Origin of the sequence: Labilibacter marinus, assembly GCF_001659685.2 — a bacterium.
In the GTDB taxonomy this organism is placed as follows: Bacteria; Bacteroidota; Bacteroidia; order Bacteroidales; family Marinilabiliaceae; genus Saccharicrinis; species Saccharicrinis marinus.
This window is the reverse complement of record NZ_LXYE02000009.1, coordinates 95,326-119,360: the sequence shown is the minus strand read 5'-3', so window position 1 is coordinate 119,360 and position 24,035 is coordinate 95,326. Positions and strand designations below refer to the sequence as shown.

16 protein-coding genes are annotated in these 24,035 nt (G+C 35.2%); 11 read left to right on the top strand and 5 right to left on the bottom strand.

What is annotated here, in order from left to right; all coding sequences use genetic code 11:
* Positions 1 to 188: 188 nt before the first annotated feature.
* Genes A8L32_RS03975 through A8L32_RS03955 form a run of 5 tightly spaced genes read left to right on the top strand, consistent with a single transcriptional unit; the run spans position 189 to position 6,434 of the window.
* Positions 189 to 1,523: a TolC family protein gene (locus A8L32_RS03975; protein ID WP_075590118.1), complete on the top strand. Its 1,335-nt coding sequence runs from the start codon at positions 189 to 191 to the stop codon at positions 1,521 to 1,523.
* Positions 1,524 to 1,560: 37 nt separating this feature from the next.
* Positions 1,561 to 2,631: an efflux RND transporter periplasmic adaptor subunit gene (locus A8L32_RS03970; RefSeq protein ID WP_075590117.1), complete on the top strand. Its 1,071-nt coding sequence runs from the start codon at positions 1,561 to 1,563 to the stop codon at positions 2,629 to 2,631.
* A 23-nt stretch (positions 2,632 to 2,654) separates the two neighbouring features.
* A complete protein-coding gene (locus A8L32_RS03965; protein WP_075590116.1) occupies positions 2,655 to 5,903 on the top strand; it encodes an efflux RND transporter permease subunit in 3,249 nt (1,082 codons plus the stop codon).
* Positions 5,904 to 5,923: 20 nt separating this feature from the next.
* Positions 5,924 to 6,229, top strand: coding sequence for a hypothetical protein (locus tag A8L32_RS03960; protein ID WP_075590115.1), 306 nt, complete (start codon positions 5,924 to 5,926; stop codon positions 6,227 to 6,229).
* Positions 6,230 to 6,248: 19 nt separating this feature from the next.
* The gene (locus A8L32_RS03955; protein ID WP_075590114.1) at positions 6,249 to 6,434 is read left to right on the top strand and encodes a YgaP family membrane protein; all 186 of its coding nucleotides are present in this window, start codon (positions 6,249 to 6,251) and stop codon (positions 6,432 to 6,434) included.
* A 71-nt stretch (positions 6,435 to 6,505) separates the two neighbouring features.
* On the opposite strand, the gene A8L32_RS23840 is transcribed toward A8L32_RS03955, so the two are convergent.
* The gene (locus A8L32_RS23840; protein ID WP_075590113.1) at positions 6,506 to 6,598 is read right to left on the bottom strand and encodes a T9SS type A sorting domain-containing protein; all 93 of its coding nucleotides are present in this window, start codon (positions 6,596 to 6,598) and stop codon (positions 6,506 to 6,508) included.
* Between the two features lie 512 nt (positions 6,599 to 7,110).
* On the opposite strand from A8L32_RS23840, the gene A8L32_RS03945 reads away from it, so the two are divergent.
* From A8L32_RS03945 to A8L32_RS03935, 3 genes are all read left to right on the top strand, one after another.
* Positions 7,111 to 7,455: a hypothetical protein gene (locus A8L32_RS03945; RefSeq protein WP_075590112.1), complete on the top strand. Its 345-nt coding sequence runs from the start codon at positions 7,111 to 7,113 to the stop codon at positions 7,453 to 7,455.
* Between the two features lie 151 nt (positions 7,456 to 7,606).
* Complete coding sequence (locus tag A8L32_RS03940) at positions 7,607 to 9,208, top strand: SulP family inorganic anion transporter (RefSeq protein ID WP_075590111.1); 1,602 nt, start codon at positions 7,607 to 7,609, stop codon at positions 9,206 to 9,208.
* A 47-nt stretch (positions 9,209 to 9,255) separates the two neighbouring features.
* Positions 9,256 to 9,900 carry a carbonic anhydrase family protein gene (locus A8L32_RS03935; protein ID WP_075590110.1) on the top strand — a complete coding sequence of 215 codons (645 nt, stop codon included), beginning with the start codon at positions 9,256 to 9,258 and terminating at the stop codon, positions 9,898 to 9,900.
* A 54-nt stretch (positions 9,901 to 9,954) separates the two neighbouring features.
* Here the strand turns inward: A8L32_RS03935 and A8L32_RS03930 are convergent, their stop codons facing one another.
* From A8L32_RS03930 to A8L32_RS03920, 3 genes are all read right to left on the bottom strand, one after another.
* Complete coding sequence (locus tag A8L32_RS03930) at positions 9,955 to 10,836, bottom strand: radical SAM protein (RefSeq protein ID WP_075590109.1); 882 nt, start codon at positions 10,834 to 10,836, stop codon at positions 9,955 to 9,957.
* A gap of 134 nt (positions 10,837 to 10,970) precedes the next feature.
* Complete coding sequence (locus A8L32_RS03925) at positions 10,971 to 12,248, bottom strand: glycoside hydrolase family 117 protein (protein ID WP_075590108.1); 1,278 nt, start codon at positions 12,246 to 12,248, stop codon at positions 10,971 to 10,973.
* Positions 12,249 to 12,496: 248 nt separating this feature from the next.
* Positions 12,497 to 16,561, bottom strand: coding sequence for a hybrid sensor histidine kinase/response regulator transcription factor (locus A8L32_RS03920; protein WP_075590107.1), 4,065 nt, complete (start codon positions 16,559 to 16,561; stop codon positions 12,497 to 12,499).
* Positions 16,562 to 16,950: 389 nt separating this feature from the next.
* On the opposite strand from A8L32_RS03920, the gene A8L32_RS03915 reads away from it, so the two are divergent.
* From A8L32_RS03915 to A8L32_RS03905, 3 genes are all read left to right on the top strand, one after another.
* The gene (locus tag A8L32_RS03915) at positions 16,951 to 17,622 is read left to right on the top strand and encodes a T9SS type A sorting domain-containing protein (RefSeq protein WP_075590106.1); all 672 of its coding nucleotides are present in this window, start codon (positions 16,951 to 16,953) and stop codon (positions 17,620 to 17,622) included.
* 479 nt (positions 17,623 to 18,101) lie between these two features.
* Positions 18,102 to 21,287: an Ig-like domain-containing protein gene (locus tag A8L32_RS03910; RefSeq protein WP_075590105.1), complete on the top strand. Its 3,186-nt coding sequence runs from the start codon at positions 18,102 to 18,104 to the stop codon at positions 21,285 to 21,287.
* 362 nt (positions 21,288 to 21,649) lie between these two features.
* Positions 21,650 to 22,237: an alpha-ketoglutarate-dependent dioxygenase AlkB family protein gene (locus A8L32_RS03905; RefSeq protein ID WP_075590104.1), complete on the top strand. Its 588-nt coding sequence runs from the start codon at positions 21,650 to 21,652 to the stop codon at positions 22,235 to 22,237.
* 185 nt (positions 22,238 to 22,422) lie between these two features.
* Here the strand turns inward: A8L32_RS03905 and A8L32_RS03900 are convergent, their stop codons facing one another.
* Positions 22,423 to 23,688 carry a glycoside hydrolase family 117 protein gene (locus A8L32_RS03900; protein ID WP_075590181.1) on the bottom strand — a complete coding sequence of 422 codons (1,266 nt, stop codon included), beginning with the start codon at positions 23,686 to 23,688 and terminating at the stop codon, positions 22,423 to 22,425.
* Between the last annotated feature and the right edge of the window lie 347 nt (positions 23,689 to 24,035).

The window sequence follows — 24,035 nt, the reverse complement described above, 5'->3', positions numbered from 1 at the left end:
AGCCAATTTATATTATCCGAAAAAATATCGAATTAAATAAAAATCACGTAACCATCTACATATGTGCAATATAAATACTTTTAATTATCTATTCTAGATAATTACATATCTATTTATTTGGATATATGTATTTGTGGATTTATATTTGACACCAAATAAATAGAAAAACTGTAAATATTAATATAACTATGTATACTCAAAAATTACTTATCCTTACCCTATTGGCGAATTTAATGATTATTCCGCCAATATGGGCACAGACCACTTCTGAAGGTAATGTATTTACATTACAACAAATAATAGAATTGGCAGACCAAAACAATAGCACCATTTTAAAGAGCATAGCTGATGTAAAAAGTGCACAAGCCGATAACCAGCAAGCTAATGCTATGTATTTACCTTCTGTTGAATTGTCTAATACTTTCTATTCAACCACAGACCCTTTAAATGCATTTGGTTTTAAATTGCAACAAGCTATTGTAACTCAAGCAGATTTTAATCCTGACTTGTTAAACAACCCGGGTACAGTGAATAACTTTCATACACAAATTAAAGTTGAGCAGCCCATTATTAATGTGGATGCCTGGTTAGGCAAAAGCGCAGCAAGTAAAACGGTTAAAGCCATTGAGTTAAAGAGTGAATATACCAAAGCACATATTCATTTTATCCTAAAACAAACCTATTATGCCTTGCAATTGGCTCAAAACCGAAAGAGTGTAATTGAAAAAGCATACAAAGCCTCCGAGGCATATTTGTCAATGGCACAAGATAACCTAGAACAAGGTTATATGAAAGATGCAGATGTGTTGGCTATTAAGGTTAGAACACTGGAGCTGGATGCACAATTAAAATCAACTGACAATCAGGAGAAATCCATTCAGGAATCGCTTAACTTTTTAATAGGTAGAGATATTTCACTTCCAATACAACTAGCCGATTCCATACAACAGGTTTCTTATTCGAACACCAGTTTTAATGCTGTAAACAATAGAGCCGATGTTATGGCCATGCAATATGGTATGGAAGCACATGAATTAATGAAGAAGAGTAACTCTTTCAGTTTTGCTCCTCGCATTAACGCCTTTGGTATGTACAACATGTATGATGCCGATTTTGGTGGATTCGATTCCAATAGCTGGATGGTTGGAGTAAACCTTCAATGGAAAATTTTTAACGGTGGAAAAAACTTAGGAAAAATAAGCAAATCGAAAGCCGAATATAGTAAAGCTCAAATTTCCTATCACGAATATTTAGATAAAGGTAATATGGAACTGATGCAAGCCCAAAGAGACATTTTGGTTAATCAAAGTCAGATATTAACCTATAAAACGGCAGCTGAACAAGCTCAGGAATCTTTAAGAATTAGAGCTAACCGCTATAAAGAAGGCATGGAAAGAACATCAGACTTATTGATGGCTGAGGCTAAATCGGCAGAAAGCAAATTGATGCACTTAAATGCACTCTATAATTACAATGTTTCAGTTTTTAAGTACGAGTTACTTTCCTCTGAAACAAGTAAATAATCAACTCATCTTTTGTAAAAATTAAAACTTAAATACAATGAATTTATCAAAATCATTCATGCTTTTGTTAGTAGGAGCAACATTAGTACAGGCATGTGGAAATAAGGATAATACAGAAAGAAAAGAAAGCCGTACTTCCGTAGAGGTGCAAACTGTAAAGTCAGCTTCGGTTGCTAAAACCTATGAATATTCTGGCAGTGTAGCCTCGGTAAAAAAGTCAACTTTGAGTACGCGCATTATGGGCCAGGTAGATAAAGTCTTCGTTCACGAAGGTGATATAGTAGAAAAGGGACAATTATTGATGGCCATTCGCAGCAACGATATTATGGCTAAAAAAAGTCAGGTAGAGGCTAACATACTAGAAGTAACTGCAGCCTATAATAACGCAGAAACAGACTTCAATAGAATTTCATCATTATATGAAAGTAAAAGCGCCACTAAAAAAGAATTAGACGACATCAGCACTCATTACCAAATGATGAAAGCCAAATTAAAAGCGGTGAATAAAGCTAAAGCCGAAGTAGAAGAAATGATGACTTACGCTAATATACGTGCACCATACAGTGGCGTTTTAACCAACCGATTTATTGATGCTGGTGATATGGCCAACCCAGGCATGCCTTTACTAGCTATTGAAGCTCCAAGTATGTTTGAAGTAATTACGCGTATTCCAGAATCAGAGATTCAATTAATTGATAAGGGAGACACGGTAATGGTAGCTTTAAAAAATTGTTCGGAGGATGTTTTGGGTGTGATTACCCGCGTAAGTTCTTCAAGCAGGTTATCAGGTGCTCAATTTGAAACGCGCGTACAGTTGCACCCTACAGCAAAACAAAGCCAAGCACTCAGAAGCGGCATGTTTGCGCAAGTTAAATTAAGCAAAGGCAGTGATACAAAAATCATGATAGCAAAAGAGCTGATTATTAATAGAGGTCAGTTAACAGGTGTTTGGACCGTTGGCGAATCTGAAGCAGCATTATTACGCTGGGTACGTTTAGGAAAAACACAAAACAACCAAGTTGAAATCCTTTCTGGTTTATCCGAAGGCGACCAACTTATTGTGCAGTGTAAAGAGCGTTTACACGACGGAATGGCCATTCAATTATAAACAAAGCACTAAACAGAGAAGTAATGAAAACAGGATTCGCAGGGTCATTGGCCCGTATGTTCATAAAATCAAAACTGACTCCCCTATTAATGGTAGCCTTTGTTATCATTGGGATGTACAGTTCGTATCTTACCCCACGCGAGGAAGAACCACAAATAGATGTACCTATTGCCGATATATTTTTAGGTTATCCAGGTGCTAGCCCTAAAGAGGTTGAGTCGAGGATAGTAAAGCCAATAGAAAAAATCATTTCTAATGTAAAAGGGGTTGAGTATGTATATTCTCAATCTATGCCCGAACAAGCCATGCTCATCGTTCAGTTTTATGTGGGTGAAGATATTGAGCGTAGTTTGGTAAAGCTGTATAACGAAATCATGAAAAATATGGACCAGATGCCACAAGGAACTACCCTTCCTTTGGTTAAAACTAGGTCTATTGATGATGTGCCAGCCATGGGGCTTACGCTTTGGAGCGAGAGTTATTCGGATTATCAGCTTAAGCGTATAGCACAAGAATTAAATTCTGAGATTGAAAAAATAACCGACATTTCTGAAACTAAAATCATAGGTGGTAGAAACCGAGAAATTCAAGTTGTTTTAGATAGAGATAAAATGACAGCTTTTAAAGTTGACCCATTAATGATAGCTCAACAGCTAAAGGCTTCAAACACCCAGTTTTCATCAGGCTCATTCAATCAAAATAATGATGAGTATTTGGTTTCGACGGGTAAGTTTTTGCAAACAGCTGAAGAGGTTAGTAATTTAGTTATTGGAGTCAACCAAAACAGTCCTATATATTTGCATCAAGTAGCTAAAGTAGAAGATGGCCCTGCATTACCCAGCAGTTATATTTCCTTTGGATACGGAAAAGCTAGTGATAAAAAAGAGATTCATCCAGGTGAATATGAAGCTGTAACTATTTCAATAGCTAAACGACGTGGCGCTGATGCGATGCGTTTAGCAGAACAAATTGAGCAAAAAATAGAGATTCTTCAAGGTGAATTACTACCTAGCGATATCCATATAGAAGTAACCCGCAATTACGGAGAAACAGCTTCTGAAAAAGTATCAGAATTATTAATGCACCTATTGGGCGCTATTGTAGCCGTAACTTTGGTTGTGATGCTAGCCATGGGCTGGAGAGGCGGATTGGTCGTATTCATTTCGGTACCTATTACCTTTGCTTTAACCATGTTCAGCTATTACTTTTTAGATTATACGCTTAACCGAATCACACTTTTTGCTTTGGTATTTGTAACGGGTATAGTAGTAGATGATTCTATTATTATTGCGGAAAATATGCACCGCCATTTTAAGATGAAGCAATTGCCATTTTTTCAAGCAGCACTAAAATCGATTGACGAAGTAGGTAATCCAACCATTTTGGCAACCTTCACAGTTATTGCTGCCGTAATTCCTATGGTATTTGTTTCGGGTATGATGGGACCTTATATGAGTCCAATGCCTATTGGAGCATCTATTGCCATGATTTTTTCCTTATTCGTTGCACTGATGATTACACCTTGGTTGGCTTATCGCCTATTACGCCATGATGATGATGACAAGGAAGAGAAAGATTATTCGCTGGAGAAAACTTTGATATACAAAGTGTATAACAAAACCATGCGCCCAATGATAGATAACAAAGTAAAACGTTGGGTATTCATTGGAAGTGTTACGGTTTTATTATTTGCTTCTGCTAGTTTATTTTTATTTAAAGCAGTAACAGTTAAAATATTGCCATTTGATAATAAAAATGAGTTTCAGGTGGTAATAGACATGCCAGAAGGAACCACTTTAGAACAAACGGCTAATGTTACTAAAGAGCTTGCTGCCTATTTACGAAACCACGATTTGGTAACCAATTACCAGACCTATGTAGGTGCCTCCGCTCCTATTAACTTCAATGGTTTGGTTCGTCATTACGATTTACGACAAGGCTCTAATGTGGCTGACATACAGGTGAATTTGGTTTCTAAAAAGGAAAGAGATTTACAAAGTCATGATATTGCCAAAGAGCTACGTCCTCGTTTGCAAGAAATTGGGGCAAAATTTAATGCCAATGTAAAAGTGGTTGAAGTTCCTCCTGGCCCACCTGTAATGAGTACCATGGTTGCCGAAATATACGGTCCCGATTATGCCTCTCAAATAGATGTAGCCAAACAGGTAAAAGATTTGTTTGCAACAACAGAAAGTGTAGTGGATATTGATTGGATGGTAGAAGATGATCAACCGGAATACAAATTTGATATTGATAAAGAAAAGGCGATGTTGGCTGGCGTCTCTGCACAACAGATAGTGCATGCCATTAATATGAACCTACGTGGAGCGCAAGTAACCAACCTTTATGCGGAGAATGACCACGACCAGGTAGGTATTACCTTGCGTATGGCAGAGGAAAACAGGACAGGGATTGATGATTTAAAGAAAATAAACCTAATGTCGCAGCATGGTAGTATGGTTGCCATTGGCGATGTGGTAAACATCAGAAAAACATTTAAGGAGAAAAGTATTTTTCGAAAAAACCAGAAACAAGTGGTTTATGTAACTGCTGATATTGCTGGCGAACTAGAAAGTCCTGTTTATGCTATTATGGATATGTCGGACCGTATGGATGAGATACAGCTACCTAATGGTTATGAGATAACAGAATTCTATAACGGACAACCTTTTAACGAAAGCAACTTTGGTATTAAATGGGATGGCGAGTGGCAAATTACCTACGAGGTATTTCGTGATCTAGGAACAGCCTTTGCTGTGGTACTTATTATCATCTACATGCTTATCGTTGGCTGGTTCCAAAACCTAAAAGTTCCTTTTGTAATGATGGTAGCCATACCGCTTTCCTTGGTTGGAATAGTATTAGGTCACTGGATGTTAGACGCTTTTTTTACTGCTACATCAATGATTGGTATGATAGCTCTGGCGGGTATTATGGTTCGGAACTCCATACTACTCATCGACTTTGTCAATATTCGGCTGGCTGAGGGAGCACCTTTAAAAGAAGCGGTTATTGAAGCTGGAGCCGTGCGTACAACTCCTATCCTATTAACGGCAGGTACAGTGGTTATTGGTGCAGTGGTAATTTTATTCGACCCTATTTTCCAAGGTTTAGCCATTTCATTAATGGGTGGAACCATCGCTTCTACTTTCTTAACCTTATTAATTGTTCCGCTGATTTACTATATGGTAGAAAGTAAAAAGGAGAATACTGAAGACAACAGTTCAACCGAAGAATTAGAGGAAACAACGCAAACAGCAGAAGCTAAGTAACTAATTTAAACTTATTCAAAATGAAACTATTAGTAGCGGTAACTGTAGAAGAATACAGAGAAAAACTGGAAGAGTTTTTTAGCGAACAAGGAGTGAACTCATTTAATGAGTTTGAAGTAAATGGTGTACGTAAGCCAGAAAAGGCTCCGCATCGTGCTGGCAATTGGTTTGGAAGTAATGCCACATCAACAAGTAGCATTGCTTTTTTTACCATGATTCAGGATGAACAAGCAGATAAATTATTGATTGAATTAAGCCATTGTAAAAAGAATATGCCTAACTGTAATATTCAGGCATATATCTTAAATATAGAAAACGGTTTATAACTTATTAAATAAAAACATTATGCAAGAAAGAATAGTAAGAGCAGTAGCTGGAGTATTTATTTTAGTTAGTATTCTACTAGCTGTATATGTAAATATCAATTGGCTATTTTTCACAGGTTTTGTAGGTATAAACCTACTTCAATCTTCCATTACCAAATGGTGTTTAATGAATGAAATATTAACAAAGTTAGGTGTTCCTAAGTAGTACAAATAAATAAGAGCTTGTTTTCCATGTTGAAAACAAGCTCTTTAAATTTACGTTGTTGTTTATTATTGTTATGAGATAATCACCTTTTGCGAGTAAACACCGTTGCTGGTCGGTAATTGAACGACATATACACCTGCAGAAAGATTTGATATGAATAACATCCTAAGCTGGATTAGGATTAATCGACACATCACAATTGGTTAAATGATTAATGTCTGTTGTTCCATTTATTATTAGAGTTCCAAAAATAGCATCATTACCTGCTACTGCATCACCAGCAACATCAATTCTATAGGATTATTTTCAATGATATCCATATAGTTTACCTTATGCGAAGTAATCCTTTTAAACCATCCTCCATTATATTAGGTTAGTATAAACAATATGTTAGGTGGATCCTGCATTTATAACGCTAATGGTTATTAAAATAAAAAACTCAATAAACTTTTTTTAATAATTACTCATTCTGTACAAGTTATATCTGATTAAGCTAATATAAAGTACAAACTGGAATTGTATTGAGATATTCTATAATGTAACTAATCAATTATAAGGATAATTGAGCTATTTAATTGAACTCAGTAATTATTAAAAAATGTTAAGTATGCAACAAAATCGCGTTTTATGCATTATACAAGTAGTTATAACCAAAATAGGTTACTTTATATTTTAAATGGAACATATTAAGCTAAACATACTAAACAGCGATAAAAGTCTAAAAGCCACATATTTTGTAGCTATTAAGCTTGTGCTATTATGTTGCTTAATGGGAGGTATAACTATACAATACCTGATTCAAGAAAGTCAATCAATGCATGAAACATGTGACTTTTCTGATAAGGAAAGCAAAAAGGAAAATGTTGAAAAAGAGGAAAAAAGTGATGTTGATGAATATTATCACTTTGACTTTAATAATCCTCTACATTACAGCTATAACATAACTGCCATGCTCGACCACCTAAAAGGTTGGCAAAACTTCTGCATGGATACCGTTACTCCTCCTCCTGAATACTGCTAGAGATTTGAGTTCATTTTAAATTAGAAAACTCAAATTAAAGTCCCTTCATTACTTAAATCCAATTAATGATTGCATATCGTTTATGTTATAATATTCGCATGCAATGATTTTCACGTGACTGCACAACGCAGTACCAAAACTAATTTATAAGATGAGTAATAAATCTAGCACAAAGTTTTTAGCAAACTTTAAATATGATTTTTCTGCCAGTATAGTAGTGTTTTTAGTAGCACTCCCATTGTGTTTAGGAATTGCCCTGGCCTCTGGAGCACCTTTATTTTCGGGTGTTATTGCAGGAATAGTAGGAGGCGTAGTTGTTACTATGCTTAGCGGATCTCCACTTGGTGTAAGTGGTCCAGCAGCTGGCTTGGCTGTTATTGTATTGGGTGCCATTCAAGAACTTGGTGCTTTTGAAACATTTTTAATGGCTGTTGTATTAGCAGGAGCTATTCAATTAATACTTGGTTTTATTAAAGCGGGTGTAATCGGGTACTATTTCCCGTCATCGGTAATTAAAGGAATGCTTTCTGGCATTGGTATAATTATTATTTTAAAGCAAATACCCCATGCTTTTGGCTATGATAAAACATCAGAAGCTGGTTTTAGCTTTTTACAAACAGAGGGAAATAATACCTTTTTTCAGTTGGGTCATATGTTAGATATGGTAAGCCCTGGAGCCATTATTATTGCATTGGTTTCACTGTTTATTCTAATTGTTTGGGATTTACCTTTTATGAAAAAAATTCCATTTATGAGTGTGATTCCTGCACCATTATTGGCAGTATCTGCAGGAATTGGTTTAAACTTATTATTTAGCTCTAATGCAAGTTATGCTTTACGACCAGATCAATTGGTAAGTATTCCCGTAGCGTCATCATTCTCTGGATTTATTGGGCAGTTTACTCTACCCGACTTTTCGCAAGTATTAAACCCGCAAGTTTTGATAGTTGCAGTAACCATTGCCGTGGTGGCAAGTATAGAAACATTATTGTGCGTTGAAGCTACAGACAAATTAGATCCACAAAAACGTATTACACCAACAAACAAGGAGTTAATAGCTCAAGGTGTTGGCAACATGGTTTCTGGTTTAGTAGGAGGACTTCCTGTTACCCAGGTAATAGTGCGAAGCTCTGCTAATATACAAGCTGGAGGAAGAACGAAAACCTCTGCATTTTTACATGGCGCTCTATTACTGATTTGTGCTTTATCTATTGCCAGTTTATTAAACTTAATTCCACTGGCAAGTTTGGCAGCAATTCTATTTGTAGTGGGATATAAATTAACTAAACCAGCTCTATTTAAAGCTATGTATAGCATGGGCCGTACACAGTTTATTCCATTTATTGTAACTATTGCAGGTATTGTGTTTATCGACTTATTAATGGGTATTGCCTTGGGTATTGCGGTAGCTGTATTATATATCTTATGGAATAATTATAAAATCCCTTACCATTTTGAAGCACATGAGTTTGAAGAAGGAAAGCCAATACGCATTCAACTTTCGGAAGATGTAAGTTTTTTAAATAAGGCCGGGATTATGCATACACTTCAAGATTTACCCGATAATGTACATGTGATTATTGATGGAAGTAAAACGCAAAGCATGCACCCAGATGTGCTTGAAATCATTAACGACTTTGAAGAAAACGCTAAAACCAGAAATATACATCTGGAATTAATAGGGGTTAGTCACAGAGGCTCAAAAAACCCGGTTGAAGACCTTGGTAGAGTTGTTTTAAAACGTGCGATTTAAATGCAAACTAGCTTTTGCTTTTTTTTAACAAATCAAATTAAGAAATTATGAATTTAACGATAGATAATAGTATAACACAAAGTGTAGATACTCAAAGTGAGGTTAAACCAGCAATGGCAGTACAATTGCTTAAGGAAGGAAATAAACGTTTTGTTTCTGGAAATAAAATATCCAGGAATTTAAACAAACAAGTGATTGAATCTGCACAAGGACAATATCCCTTTGCCGCCATAGTTGGTTGTATTGATTCAAGAGTGCCGGCTGAAATAGTATTTGATCAAGGCATCGGAGATGTATTTAATGTTCGTATTGCTGGTAATTTTGTGAATACAGATATTTTAGGTTCGCTTGAATTTTCTTGCGTTGTTGCAGGATCAAAAGCCATTGTGGTGATGGGTCATAGCCATTGCGGTGCTATTAAGGGTGCATGCGACAATGTAGAGTTAGGTAATCTAACGCACATGTTAAGTAACTTAAAACCTGCTGTTGACTCAATAAGTGGAAAATATGAAAATCCTTCTTCAAAGAACCATCAATTTGTTCAAGAGGTAGCTAATAATAATGTAAAATTTACCATTGAAAAAATTAGAAAAGAAAGTGAAGCTTTGAGAGAGATGGAGAAAGAAGGTGAAATAATAATTGTAGGTGCCATGTATGATGTAGAAACAGGAAAGGTAGAGTTTTTTGACTAAGATAAAATGAACAAATTACGAGAGGCTGTCTTTTTTAAGACGGCCTCTCGTGGTTTATAACATCATTGGTTCGTTCGGATAAATATTGCTTGGCATAGCGTTTATAGCTTCCTCTATTTGAAGCAATATTCGCTTTTTATCCCTGGGCAAATTACCCTTTAAAATTAGCTGGTTAGAAACATGATCGCTTCGATAAATCGTTCCTGTCACACTTAATTCTGAGATAAACAGTTTCATTTCTTCTAGTATTTCTAAAACACTTAAGGGAGTAAATGTTGCATTATAACGTTTTTTAAAATGCTCTAACCCATAAGGGAAACTTAAGTTTAGAGTTGATAAAAACTTTGGATTTAATGCATTGACCAATTGCGCAGAACGCATGGCATGTTGTTTTGAACCTTCCACGCCTCCCAGTCCATTTAATATCATAACAGAAGTGTCTATTCCTGCTTCATGAGCCCTTAAAATCCCTTCTTTCGTAGATTGAAACGTTTCTCCTTTATTCAGTAGTTTGAGTAACTCATTATCTCCACTTTCTATACCTATATATAATAATTTTAAACCCAGGTTTCTTAACTCCTTTAACTCAACAACTGACTTTGATAAAATATCTTTTGGTAGAGCATAAGATGATATGCGTTGAATCTTACCGAAATTATTATTTATCTCAGCTAAAATTGGAAGCAATTTAGATGCAGAAAGCACCATCGCATTACCATCAGCCAAAAATACTTTTTTCGTTCCTTTATAAATCAAAGAAAGAACCTTAATCTCTTCTTTAAGATCTTGCAGACTACGTGTTTTAAATTTCTTCGATTTATACATTTCGCAAAAGGCGCAATTGTTCCATGCACAACCAATGGTCGCTTGAAGAATTACAGAAGCGGCTTCTGCAGGTGGACGAAAAACAGGTTCATCGTAACTTAATGTAGACATGTATAATTTTTATTAAGAACCCAAAGATAAAGTAAGCTATGAAATAAAAAATGCTCAGAAAAGAATAATATCCTTCCTGAGCATTTACCATTAAAACTCCAATTGTTTTCCAAAACCAATATTACAGTTCTCTCCTATTTTAAGCTACTCACTTTAAGTAACTGAGTATTTTTTTGATTAATTCTTTGTCTTTGTTTTTCACTTAAGCCCTGACGATAATAAACATCTGTTTTATGAACCACTCTGTGGGCTTTCATTTCTGGATCGTGAACATCTTGACTTAAATCGCAGTCGAAACGCACCAATTTAGAACAAAACCTATCCCAGTCGCTATTTACATTGATAAAATGAGCCATTCCCCATGTAATACCTCTACCATCTTTTGTATCATCAAACGCATCTGGCACATAAGGAGCTGCAGCGTATGGCATCAGCTCCGTAATAGAAGCTATCTCAAAATTCACCCAGTCTTTAGCGTATTGAATGGTATTATGTTCGGGTCCGTCCTTATAGACTAAAGCTGCAACCCCTTCTTTAAAGGGAAATAGCGATGTTTCGTGTCCGGATGTAATCAATGGATTTAAAGGATGTTTAGTAAATGGACCTAATGGATCATCTGCAATAGCTAAACCTTGCATACGTACCAAATGTGGTTTTTCTCCAAAATCCGATTTATAATAAATATATATTTTACCATCATGTACTAGCGGGTATGGGTCATGAATAGAGTATTGATCCCACTCACCTTCTGCACCATTTGCAATTACTATTTTGTTATAAGGGGTCCAAGGACCATCTGGTGAATCCGCATAAGAAACTGCCACAGGGCAGTCATCGCCTCTCTTACCACTGGCTTGCATAAAACCTTGATAGTATAAATAATACTTTCCTTTCCATTTTAAAATATCTGTAGTGGTTACAGAACGCCAACCTACATTAGGTTTTTCTGGTCTTTCAATGGCAACGCCTTGTTCTTCCCAATTAAAACCGTCGGTGGAAGTTGCATACCAGATTTCGGATAAATCCCAATCTGCCGAAGGAATTGTATCATTACACTTATCTGCTCCTTGTGGTGGAGTTGGGGTATTTCTATAGGTATACCAAATGTAATATTTACCGTTATGGAATAAAGTTTTGGATGGATCTCTTCTAGATATAGTTCCATCATAATTATTATAATCAAAGCCCTTTAATTCGGAATACTTAAACTGACTGAATAACTCATTATCCTGTGGTTGTGGTGATACATAATCAGTATAAATCCTTTCCATAGCCGCACTCAATTCGCGCGCTGGTTTTTCTTTTGGCAAAATAAAGGGAAATCCTCCTTGATCTTTTGTTTCCGTTTTTGTTTGCACACAAGAAATAGCTGTAGCGAGAACAATAACAGATAATAGAATGTTTTTTAACATGGGGTAATTATTGTTAATATGATTGTTTTATAACTTTCCTTCAGTAATTTTTATCAAATATACTTGACAGCAAGCTATTGCATAGGGTATAAAATACTTTTTCATGGTGGCTATTTTTACACCCGCCATACATACACCCCCTCAAACAATCATCTAATAATCAACCACTTTAGTTTTTAAATAGTCTTTTTACCCCCTGTTATACTTATATTATACTAAGTAATAATAACATCTATTGTACTATTATTCTATTCTGATTCTTCCTGCTTACTTTTATACTCAGATGGTAAGTATCCTGTTTCTGAGGTAAAACATTCTCTAAAATATCTCAGATCATTAAAACCTACATCATAGGTTACTTCTGAAACAGATAAATCACCTTGCAGTAACAATTGACAAGCCCTTTTAACCCTAATGGAACGGATAAATCGTTTCGCTTTTTTACCAGTAAGTGCATCTAATTTACTGTTTAAGGTAACTTGCGAAAAGCCACATTTTTTTGCCAACTCCTGAACTGTAAAATCAGCATTAGAAATATTTTCTTCAACAATAGACATTACTTGTTGTAAAAACTCTTCATCCTTGTTAGTCGGGCTTACATCAGACGGTTGAAGGTCAATTACATTTTGAAATTTAGACCTTAGTGCCTGTCTATTTTTAAGTAAAGAAACCATCTGTACGGTAAGTACATTAATATTAAACGGTTTTGATATGTAAATATCAGCTCCTGTTTTCAGCCCTTTCATCTGATCCGATTCCGAGGCATGTGCAGTAAGCATTACAATAGGAATATGCGATGTTTCTACAGTTTTCTTTAATTTAGATGTCATCTCAATACCATCCATTATTGGCATCGACACGTCTGTAATAATTAAGTCGGGAACTAACTCAAGGCTTTTTTCAATTCCTTCTTTACCATCATTGGCAATTTGCACATTAAAATTATCTACCAATGCATCACTTAATATAATACATAAATCCTTATTATCTTCCACAATTAAAATGGTAGGTAGTTGGTTATTATGCATCTTATCTTCATCGGTAAAAGTATTATTTTGTAATAGACTTAAATCTACGTTTTTTACCGAAAAATCATCTGTAATTAAGTCCTTAGACATTAGTGAAGACTCCTTAAACTTTGATTTATCTTTAGGCAGTTTTATGAAAAACACAGTACCTTCATTCATCTTACTTTTAAACTTAATCTCACCTTGCATAAGTTCAATTAAGCTCTTAGTATATGACAAGCCTATTCCAGTTCCTACCGTAGATTTTTCTGGACTAACACGATAATATCTATCAAATATATCGGCTTGCGCATCTGCTGGAATTCCTTCTCCATTATCAGATATGATAACCGTTACAAAATCACTGGTATCATCAATTAACTCCAGACTTATCTCTCCTTCTTCAGGTGTGTATTTAAAGGCATTCGATAATACATTATTCAACACTTTCTCCAACTTATCTGGATCAACCCAAAGCTTTTCGATCATACCATGATAAACAAGATTAAATTTTATATCCTTTTGCGAAGCCATGGTAGAAAAGGATTCGTGTAGTTTAGATAGAAACTCTTTAATATCGACTTCACGTAAATTCAGTTTAATCATTCCCAACTCAATCTTTCTAAACTCCATTAACTGATTGATTAAGCGCATCAACATTTTGGCATTTCTATACATCACCTCATGATAGTTTTTGAGCTTATCCTGAGAATACGAAACACCTTTACCCAACAATTGCTCCAATGGATTTACAATTAAGGTAAGTGGCGTTTTAAATTCGTGCGAAATATTCATAAAGAACTGAATTTTCATTTGATTCAATTCATGTTCTTTTTCCTTCTCTAATTCTGTAATGGTTAACTCATGTTTACGCTTAATTCCTATTATGGAAAACTTTCTGAAGAATAACAGTAATAACACAATTATGACGGCATATACTCCAAACATCCAATTGGTTAATAATAAAGGAGGATTAATAACAATGGTTAATGATTTTACTTCTTCATTCCATACTCCATCGCCATTGGCGGCCATGAGTTTAAACTGATATTTTCCTGGACGAAGATTGGTATATTTTGCCTGACCTCCTGATAGCTCCTCAGTCCAATTCATATCAAACCCTTCTAATATATACTTGCACTTATTTTTATTAGCTTGTGCATAATGCAGAGAAGCAAATTGTATAGAAAAACTATTGTTTTGATAATCAATATTAACTTCATCGGTTAAGTTAATATCTTGACTTAAAACTACTCGATTATCTAAAGTATCACCTACATTTATTTGATTATTTAATATGGAAAAACTAGTAAATACAGGGAGCGCATCACTCCAATCTGTTTTTATTTCCATAGGGTAAAAAGCATTTACACCATTTACACCACCAAATAATAACATACCGCTATTTAATTTACAACCTGCCAAATCACTAAACTCATAATCCTGCAATCCATTTTCAACATCAAAGTTGGTTACATCATTTGTAGATGGATTTAACTTTGAAATACCTCTATTGGAAGATATCCAAAGGTTGCCTGCATCATCTTCAACAATAGCTCTGATAACATTATTGATTAATCCCTGCTCAACTTTATAGGATTCAAATTCCGCTTTTCCCTCACGACTATATTTGGTTAATTTATTTAAACCTTCTCCCATAGTCCCCAACCATATATCATTATTTTTGGTTTGAATGATAGAAATTATATAATCATGACTAATACTCTTGGGGTCTTCAGGATTATGCTTTATGTTGATAAAAGATGGATTTTCTTTATATTGTTCGTCCTCTTCCAGAATATTCACCCCATTATCTGTACCAATCCAAATCCTACCTTCAACATCTTCACAAGCTGTTCTAATAATATTAGAGGATATCGAATTTTCACTTTCTGTTGGAGTGAAGTTTTTTAAAGGCAGTTTTCCTGAAGGATCAAATCTATACAATCCAGCACCATAGGTTCCTATCCATACCAAACCATTTTTTCCTTGATATATGGTAAAAACATTATTGCCTATATTAGGTAATTCTATTTGATCGCCACCCACTATAGTTAATGCGTTATAATACTCACCTCCTACAATTACCGATTGTTTATTATTTTCAGACTTAATTTCGCCAATGCAAATAGCGCCTACATCAATATTAAATGAATCCTTAAATGCTATTTTATCCTTATTTAAAGCATCTTCATTAATAACAAACATCTGACCTTCGTGACTACCAATATAGATATCATTTTTACTATCCTGATAAACACTTCTTATCTTAGCTACTTTGCGCTGAGGATCAGATAAGTAATGCCTAAATTTTTTACCTTTAGGATTAAGCTTTTTAACTCCATGCCCATAAGTACCAATATAAATAATACCTGTTCGATCTACATATATACTCCTTACATCTTTGTCGTATAGCCCAAATGTTACTTTTTCCTTTTCAAATTTCTGATCTAGAACAAAGGTTTTATCAGCGTTATCATATTTATATTTGTATAAACCTTTTCTTGTTCCTACCCATAGGTTTCCGTCATAATCCAATTCAATCTCTCTTGTTTGTTCTCCAGAAAATGTACCTATAATTTTTCCTTGATTGTATCTTTTAAAATTCTTCCCAAACCATAAGGTTCCTGATGTTGCAAATATATATTGACCCGAATACTCCAAAAACTCTCTGTATGATACTCCTTTATAACCAAACTCTTTTATAAATTGATTATTCTCAATCCTTCCTCCAATAGAAATAGCAAATACCCATATCTGACCTCTTTCATCCTTAACAAATTTAGCTGATGGGTATTTTATTTTGCTGGGATTGGACAATTCACCGACAATGTATTTATCCCCTATCAAGCGAATACTCCCAACTCCATTATTGGTAACATACCAAATAGTTCCTTCGTCATCACAAACTATATCGTTTATTACATGATCTATTAAAGCATTAGTTTCTGAATCCTTCGAAAAACACTCTTCTATTTTTCCTGTTTTTAAATTTAACCTACAAATACCTCCATCGGTTGTACCAATCCAAAGATTATGGTTTTTATCCTCAACTATTTTTTGTACAATACCACTGCTTAATCCATTTTTACCTTTATGATATTTTTTAAAAGTCTTTCCATCAAAGCGATTAAGCCCGTCGTGAGTACCAAACCACATAAAACCGAAGGAGTCTTGCAAAATACAGGTAACATCATTCTGAGATAAACCATTTTTAGTGTTGATAGTATTTACACTATAATATTGAGCATTTGCAAACGGAAATAAAAATAATAAGAAACCAAAAACTAGAAATCGATGAATCATACGCTTTAATGTAAATTATGCAAGGCCAAAATTAATAAAATCAGATACAGCAAGTTAAAAACGCCACAGCTTAGTCAGGGGGTAAAATATCAATGTAGTTTAAATATAATAAATTTTACCACTCGTCAGTAATAATGAATAAATAATATCAAATATTAAATAGTGATTTTTCTGATCTTAGAAAATAGTTATAGCAAGCTAACAGAATCAAGAATAATAACATATTTTACAACCACCATTTCACCACCTCTTTATTTTTACCACCAAATATTCTAAAACGCTCCCCCTATAGAGCAATTAAATAGTTGCAATTTTAAAATGACAAAACGCAATACCACCTATTAACCTATGATGGTATTGTACATTTAAAACTTTTAAAATTATATTTTATGAAAAAGATTTACTTATTATCACTTTTATTTATGGCTTGTATTGGGGCTATGTCACAGGCTAGCCTTAACTACAACAACCAAGCCAATCTTGGTGCTATGGAACAAGGATCGACATTTAAAGTTACTGGCACTTTTGAAACAACCCATGAAAACACAGGAGAACCCGTATATTCTGTTGAGGTAGCTGTCATGCACTATGCAACTAGCTGGAGCGGTGGATTAACAAATCAAAAAAGAGATATCGCACTCGGAGGACCTGATGGAACAGGTGATATAACCGCTGGTACAATTGATTACACATTTACAATCCCTAATGATTTTCCATTAGCCGTAGCTGGAACTTCAACACAATTTATTCAGACAAGAGTTTGGTATGGAACAGCATCTGGGAATACTGCAAATGGGAATGTTTTTGCAAACGGCTACATTACAGTTTCACAAGCTACTGACATCAACAAAAGTATCGTTGAAACGGGTTCTGTTTATGTTACAGGAAGCACTTTAAACATTAAAGATGCAAGCGCCAAAACATTTGAAATATTTAACTTAAGTGGAACTGTGGTTGAAGCTGGTTCTATTAATGGATCATCAGTACAAATTCCATTATCATTAGCTAAGGGAATTTATATCGTTAAAGTAGGTGAAACTACAACAAAAATATCATTGTAAATTTAGATTTAGTTTTTTATTGAAATTGAAGGCTACCTTGTTTGAGGTGGCCTTTTTTTTTATAAATGAAGCATCCATTTTTAAACTTGCAAAATCCTTCCTCATTATTGGACATATTCAATTATGAGACACAAAGTTACATCACCTATCTAATATTAAAGCACTCTAAAAAGTCTATACATTAAAACACCACTCCTCATTATAAAATACCTCCCTCTCCAATTCCAATATTTATATCAATATTTGATTTAGTTTATGTTATTAAACCGAAATATAATCTACTAAAAATCGTAACACCTACCCTCCTTCTTATTGTTAAGAATATATTTCGAAAAAAAAATAGACTTTTCGGAAACGTTTCCGAAATTCTTTCAAAAACCAAAAAATTATACAAATCACACAATTTAGAGCTTTTAAACACATAAAAACGGTTATTTTATACCATGTGAGTTAGCTGCTTTAAGTGAAAAATTTATACCATGCAAAAAAATCAATCAGTATTATGGAGGATGATAATGCTTGTTTTGTTATTACAAGCATTTCAAGCGGAAGGACAAACTAATACTAATGACATTCCAAATTACGGAATGGACGTATCAGGACATTGGAGACAGATGGCTCCAGGAATGGCTGGCAGTAACAGGGCTATTTATACAGATGCAGTGGATCCTTTAAAACTATGGGTTACCCCGGATATGGGTAACGATTATATTACTATTGATGGAGGTAAACATTGGGAAAGCACTATACCTGCAGATGCAGTATGGACACAACGTAATACCTTAAGCGATGAATGCATTGTAAGTGACCACAAAAACAATAACATTGTATTAAGTTTAAATAAAAAAAACATCTACCTAAGTACAGATGGTGGATATAATTTTAATAAAATTACCTCCTATTCATCTGGTTCAGAGCCAAACTCAGTTTGGTATACCGCTAAAGCTCATCCTACTGAAGCTGGAACATGGTATGTCGCAAACGGGTTAGATAATAAATATCTACGCACCGGTGTAAATACAAACCCTTTAAACGATATTGATATAAACCAGCCTAAAGTTTGGAAAATTACTAATATTACGGAGAGTACTCGTACCATTGAAGCTATTTCCGGAACTGGAATGGACGCCTCTACTGCGGTATTTGACATTATATGTCACCCAAATTCAACTACATATCCTGATATGCTTTTTGCAGCTACATCTACCGGTGTTTATCGCAAAAGTAATAATAGTAGCGCTTGGGTTAAAATAGTAGTAGGTTGCACCAAAGCAGATTATAATTGGGACAATAGCACATTAACGATATACGCTTTACAACAAACAGAATATGAAGTAAATGGTACAAATTTACTTTCAACAGGTGATTTACTTAAAACAAATACTCCTGAAACAGCATCAATATCGAGCGGATGGACAAGTATGAACAGTGGTTTAAACATTAACCTGGCTCAATTAAATATCAATAAAAACTACTTTAAGTATATGCTTAAGTCGTGGTTTGGTTATACCAATGGTGAAGAAAGCACTGTCACTATTCCTACATCGTTCATTCAGGATTATTCAGGTGTTTTATGCGACCCAACCGATGCCAACAAAGTATATTTATCTATTTGGGGAGGATCTATTACAAAACCAACGGTTAGTTGTGTTTGGGCCACTAACAACGGGGGTAGCAATTGGTTTGCTGCTTTCAGGATTGGTACTGGATATGGAGAAGATGCCTACTGGCAGACCAGCCAGAACGGGCGTACTAATAGAAATGTAGAACTAGGTGTTGCCGATCATAAAGTGCCTGATTTTGTGAAATATGAAAATCGAGGTGTACGCTCCATGGCTATTTCGGCCGATGGTACTGTTTATGTTTCGGCTGTTAAGGGATACCACACCTATAAATACAATACGGAAGATGATTCCTGGATCAGTGTAGATAACACGCAGGAGGGTGATTTATTCTATGGTCACGGTAACAATGATACAGGTGCATATGGAGTTATGCCAGATATTCATCACCCAGGTGAGATGTTTGTGATGCAATACGAAGCTTCTGCATTTAAATCAACTCAACAAGTACACCCTGAATTCCCAGGTATAGTTGGCGTTAAAAGAATTCCAATGCTTGTTGACATTGGACCAACCTGGGCTCCTGGTCAGCCTTTAAATACACCCATAACCATGGCCAGTCACCCTACTAATACAGAGGTGTTCTATTATATGTCTCAACGAACAGGAGAAATAAGAAAATGCACAAATGGTAATGATACACATGTAACCATGGGAGAACCTATTGAGGTTCCTGATGTATTAAATGTACCGGAAATGAAATGTATTTACTGGAGCGATTTAACCATTGCGTCGGATGGCAAAACGATGTATGCCATTGCCGAGGTAATTGATAGTGATAATCGCCCAATGGGGCAAACAAGAATTTATAACCCTGAACCACAAAAGGGTATTTATAAATCCACTAATGAAGGTGCCAGTTGGACTTGTTTAAACAATGGTTTACCTATAACAGCCGGTGGAAGAAATTCTTCATATGTTACCGTTGGTAACAATAGTGCCACTGTAAAAGCGCTGGTAATGGATCCTTCTAATGAAGCATGTTTATATGCTGCTGTTAGACGATATCGTGCTCCAGCAGGTTCTTCTGGGTGGGTAGATGGAGGTTTATTTCGTTCGAAAAATGGTAGTCAAAACTGGACGAAGATGACTATTCCTGCAACCATAAAATCGGTGTGGGATGTGCATTTGCATCTTGAAGATGGTGTGGCTAGTGCCATTTATATTTCGGGAGGTGGCGAAGGTGCTGTTGCCGACTGGGGTGAAGGTGGTGTTTGGAAGGCTGAATACAAAGCTGATGGCAGCTACCAACTAAGCGACTGGACAAAAGTATTTGATCATCCTTTTACCTCACATGTACGCACAAGTCCTGTAAATGAAGATATAATTGTAGTAGTTACCAGAGAAACTTCAAGCAACAGCAAAGTTGATGCAGGTACGTTTTTCTCTATAACAGGAGGAGGATTAGATTATAAAAATACCTGGACCAAATTTAACGAAGGAAGAGGTAGTATGATGATTGGAGATATAACCTTTGATACAGGCAACCCAAACAGGGTATGGTGTGCAGTTGAATCATCTGGAGTGTACACTGGGCTTATTGAGAGTAGTACTATCGGACAGGTTGATAGCATTATTATAGCTCCTAAAGAAATAGAAATGAAGGTAAATGATAAACATCAATTAAATTCAACCATATATCCTCTTGGAATATCAAGTATAACACCGAGTTGGAAATCGTTAGATGAAGATTTTGCAATAGTATCAGAAACAGGTAAGGTAACAGCACTTCAAGCAGGGCAGGCACGAATTGTTGTTACAGCACTTGGTCAATCTGATACTATTACAATAACCATTAATACGGATATTTCAGTTATTAATCCTAAAACAAAACCCATGCAGGTTTACCCCAACCCTGTAGTTAATGACAAACTATTTGTGGTAGATATGGCCTACAATCAAAAATATGTTATCAGTGATACTGGTGGAAAAGTTGTTTCAAAAGGAAATTTAGACAAGGATTGGGTTGATGTAAGTCAGCTATCAGAAGGCTTCTATCTAATTAAAATCAATGATTATATAGGCAAATTTATAAAAGGTTAAGAACCTCCTATAGAACATACGTTTATTAACAATATCTATTCTTAATAGCTTCCTACAGTAATATGTGGGAAGTTTTTTTAATAAATCCACTTAATCAAGTTATATCATTCATACCTCAATTCGCCATCACAGAAAACAGATAGTAACTATAATCTCTACGCCTATCATGGTCATTCTGTAAACTATGAATATTCCACCTCAAAACTATAAACCGAATAATAGAAAGATGATTTCATTCCGATAAACTTGACATTATCCACTGTATATATTTGACCGCATTAAAATATCAATACCTTTGCGGAAAATGGATAATTCATTCATAAATCACTAGGTCAAAAAGCAAATTAACATCATCTATTTATATGGAAGAACAACAAAAGTGGGTAAGCGTAAACAATGGAGAATATCTTTATATCCCTAAATTTTTCAGTAAGATAGAAGGAAATGATTTATTAGATGATTTACTGACTAATATTGAATGGAAGCAGGAATCGAAGACCATGTATGGTAAGGAGACCATCTCTCCAAGACTTGAAGCTATATATGGTGATACGAAAACCTCATATTCTTATGATGGAAAAATGATTACTCCGCATGCCTGGACTGAAAGTATATTGGCTATAAAACAAAAAATTAAATCCTTGCTAGATGATGAATTTAATAATGTTATTTTAAACCAATTTCGTAACGAAAAGGATTCTATTTATTGGTACACGGATGCGGGTAATGAGCTTGGGCAAGATCCAACAGTTGTATATGTAAACTTCGGAGCCACACGTAAATTTCAGTTCCGTCATAGATCTAAAAAAGGTAGTTTCGATCTTAACTTAACGCACGGAAGTATTCTTGTTACCAAAGGCGAAATGCAGCACTTTTGGGTTCATCAGCTAGCTAAGCCTAAGAAAAAAACGAAAGAATATATCAACCTAACGTTTAGGACTATTAAATAGTTATCAAATACCAAAGCGTATTCTACTTAAACACAATACTTAAAATCTAGTAAAACATGCTAGTCCTGTCTTTTCAGGACAGGACTAACACTTAAATATCTAACATTTCTGCATTTCAATTACTTACAACCGTAAATACTTTATCTAACTCCTTTAGTGGGAGAATAAATAACAGTAGAGAATAATTACTGCTGATTTTCCTGCTTAATTCTTTCGCGTTGTTTTTTACTTAAGCCATGCCTAAAATATTCCTCTGGGCTTATGAGCGCTCTGGCTTCTTTCATTTCATGATCATTTACATTTCTACTTAAATCACAATCAAACCTCGATAATATAGAATATTTCTTACCTCTTTCTCCTAAGTTAATAAAGTGGCATAATCCCCAACTAATCCCCTGTCCGTCTTTGGTATCAGTAAAAGCATCAGGTACATAAGGTGCCGATGCGGCAGGAACTAATGAAAGAATTGAGGCTATTTCAAAATTCACCCAGTCCTGTGCATACTGAACTGTAAAGTGCTCATTCCCATCCTTAGCAATAATGGCTGCAACACCTTCTTTAAATGGAAAAAGCGTTAATTCATGTCCTGAGTTTAATACTGGGTTTAATGGGTATTTTTCAAACGGCCCTAATGGGTTATCTGCAATAGCTAAACCTCCTGCTACCCATACATTACCCGGCCTGTTGAATGCTGACTTATAGTATAAATAAATCTTTCCGTCATGAACCAGTGGGTAAGGATCGTGAATAGCGTATTGATCCCAAGCACCTTCTGAACCAGTAGGAATAACTATTTCATTAGTAGCAGTCCAAGGGCCATCAGGTGAATCCGCATATGAAACCGCTACAGGACAGTAATCTCCTTTTTTACCACTGGCCTCCAAAAATCCTTGATAGTATAAATAATACTTGCCTTTCCATTTTAATATATCGGTGGTTGTTACAGCTCTCCATCCTACATGAGGTTTGGGTGGTCGAGGCACTGCTAAACCTTGCTCCTGCCAAGTAAATCCGTCCTCACTGGTAGCATACCAAATTTCAGCCAAATCCCAATCGGAAGAAGGAATTGTATCATTAGCTTCATCAGCACGATTCATACCTATTGGCGGAACTGCGGTATTGCGGTAAGTATACCATACATAGTATTTCCCGTTTTCATAAATCACTTTTGAAGGATCGCGACGACTTACCTTACCTGATTCATCATCGTAATCGAACCCTTTTAGCTTGGTGTATTTAAATTTGGTATATAACTCATTATCGTGTGGATGTATAGCACTGTAATTATTAAAACTACGTTGCATTGCCACACTCATCTTTTTATTTGCGGTTTCCTCTGTCACATTATATGGAAACGGAGAGTTGTCTTCTGGCTTTTGAGACGCCTTATCAGAACACGCAGCACACACCAATAAAAATAATGCAGTACTATAAAGGAGATTAAATTTCATATGTTTGTTTTTTACAATATAACTCGTCATTTTCTTTTTATCAATCTATCATCAAATACTTATGACTTCTTGACACTTATTAAATTTGTTTTTGTTGTTTCAGGAAAGCTTATGGATGTTCGAATTTGAAAACTACATTTGGCGTGGAAACAAAATATCGGAAACGTTTCCGAAAAGCTTATTTTTTTTTCGATTACATTTCCGATATTTTAAAACTGCAGGAATAAAAGTTACTTCCTGATGATAAGCATCCCCGTATTAATGGAAAGTTTATCGATATTTCAAATTTGATAAAAGTTGCAATAATTAATCAGGGAGATTTATCTATATAACACGGGGTATTTTAT

Coding starts and splice junctions, on each gene's coding strand:
- A8L32_RS23840 (WP_075590113.1), bottom strand. CDS start 6,598: ATGTTATTCATATCAAATCTTTCTGCAGGTGTATATGTCGTTCAATTA.
- A8L32_RS03965 (WP_075590116.1), top strand. CDS start 2,655: ATGAAAACAGGATTCGCAGGGTCATTGGCCCGTATGTTCATAAAATCA.
- A8L32_RS03940 (WP_075590111.1), top strand. CDS start 7,607: ATGAGTAATAAATCTAGCACAAAGTTTTTAGCAAACTTTAAATATGAT.
- A8L32_RS03960 (WP_075590115.1), top strand. CDS start 5,924: ATGAAACTATTAGTAGCGGTAACTGTAGAAGAATACAGAGAAAAACTG.
- A8L32_RS03975 (WP_075590118.1), top strand. CDS start 189: ATGTATACTCAAAAATTACTTATCCTTACCCTATTGGCGAATTTAATG.
- A8L32_RS03915 (WP_075590106.1), top strand. CDS start 16,951: ATGAAAAAGATTTACTTATTATCACTTTTATTTATGGCTTGTATTGGG.
- A8L32_RS03910 (WP_075590105.1), top strand. CDS start 18,102: ATGCAAAAAAATCAATCAGTATTATGGAGGATGATAATGCTTGTTTTG.
- A8L32_RS03905 (WP_075590104.1), top strand. CDS start 21,650: ATGGAAGAACAACAAAAGTGGGTAAGCGTAAACAATGGAGAATATCTT.
- A8L32_RS03945 (WP_075590112.1), top strand. CDS start 7,111: ATGGAACATATTAAGCTAAACATACTAAACAGCGATAAAAGTCTAAAA.
- A8L32_RS03930 (WP_075590109.1), bottom strand. CDS start 10,836: ATGTCTACATTAAGTTACGATGAACCTGTTTTTCGTCCACCTGCAGAA.
- A8L32_RS03955 (WP_075590114.1), top strand. CDS start 6,249: ATGCAAGAAAGAATAGTAAGAGCAGTAGCTGGAGTATTTATTTTAGTT.
- A8L32_RS03900 (WP_075590181.1), bottom strand. CDS start 23,688: ATGAAATTTAATCTCCTTTATAGTACTGCATTATTTTTATTGGTGTGT.
- A8L32_RS03935 (WP_075590110.1), top strand. CDS start 9,256: ATGAATTTAACGATAGATAATAGTATAACACAAAGTGTAGATACTCAA.
- A8L32_RS03920 (WP_075590107.1), bottom strand. CDS start 16,561: ATGATTCATCGATTTCTAGTTTTTGGTTTCTTATTATTTTTATTTCCG.
- A8L32_RS03970 (WP_075590117.1), top strand. CDS start 1,561: ATGAATTTATCAAAATCATTCATGCTTTTGTTAGTAGGAGCAACATTA.
- A8L32_RS03925 (WP_075590108.1), bottom strand. CDS start 12,248: ATGTTAAAAAACATTCTATTATCTGTTATTGTTCTCGCTACAGCTATT.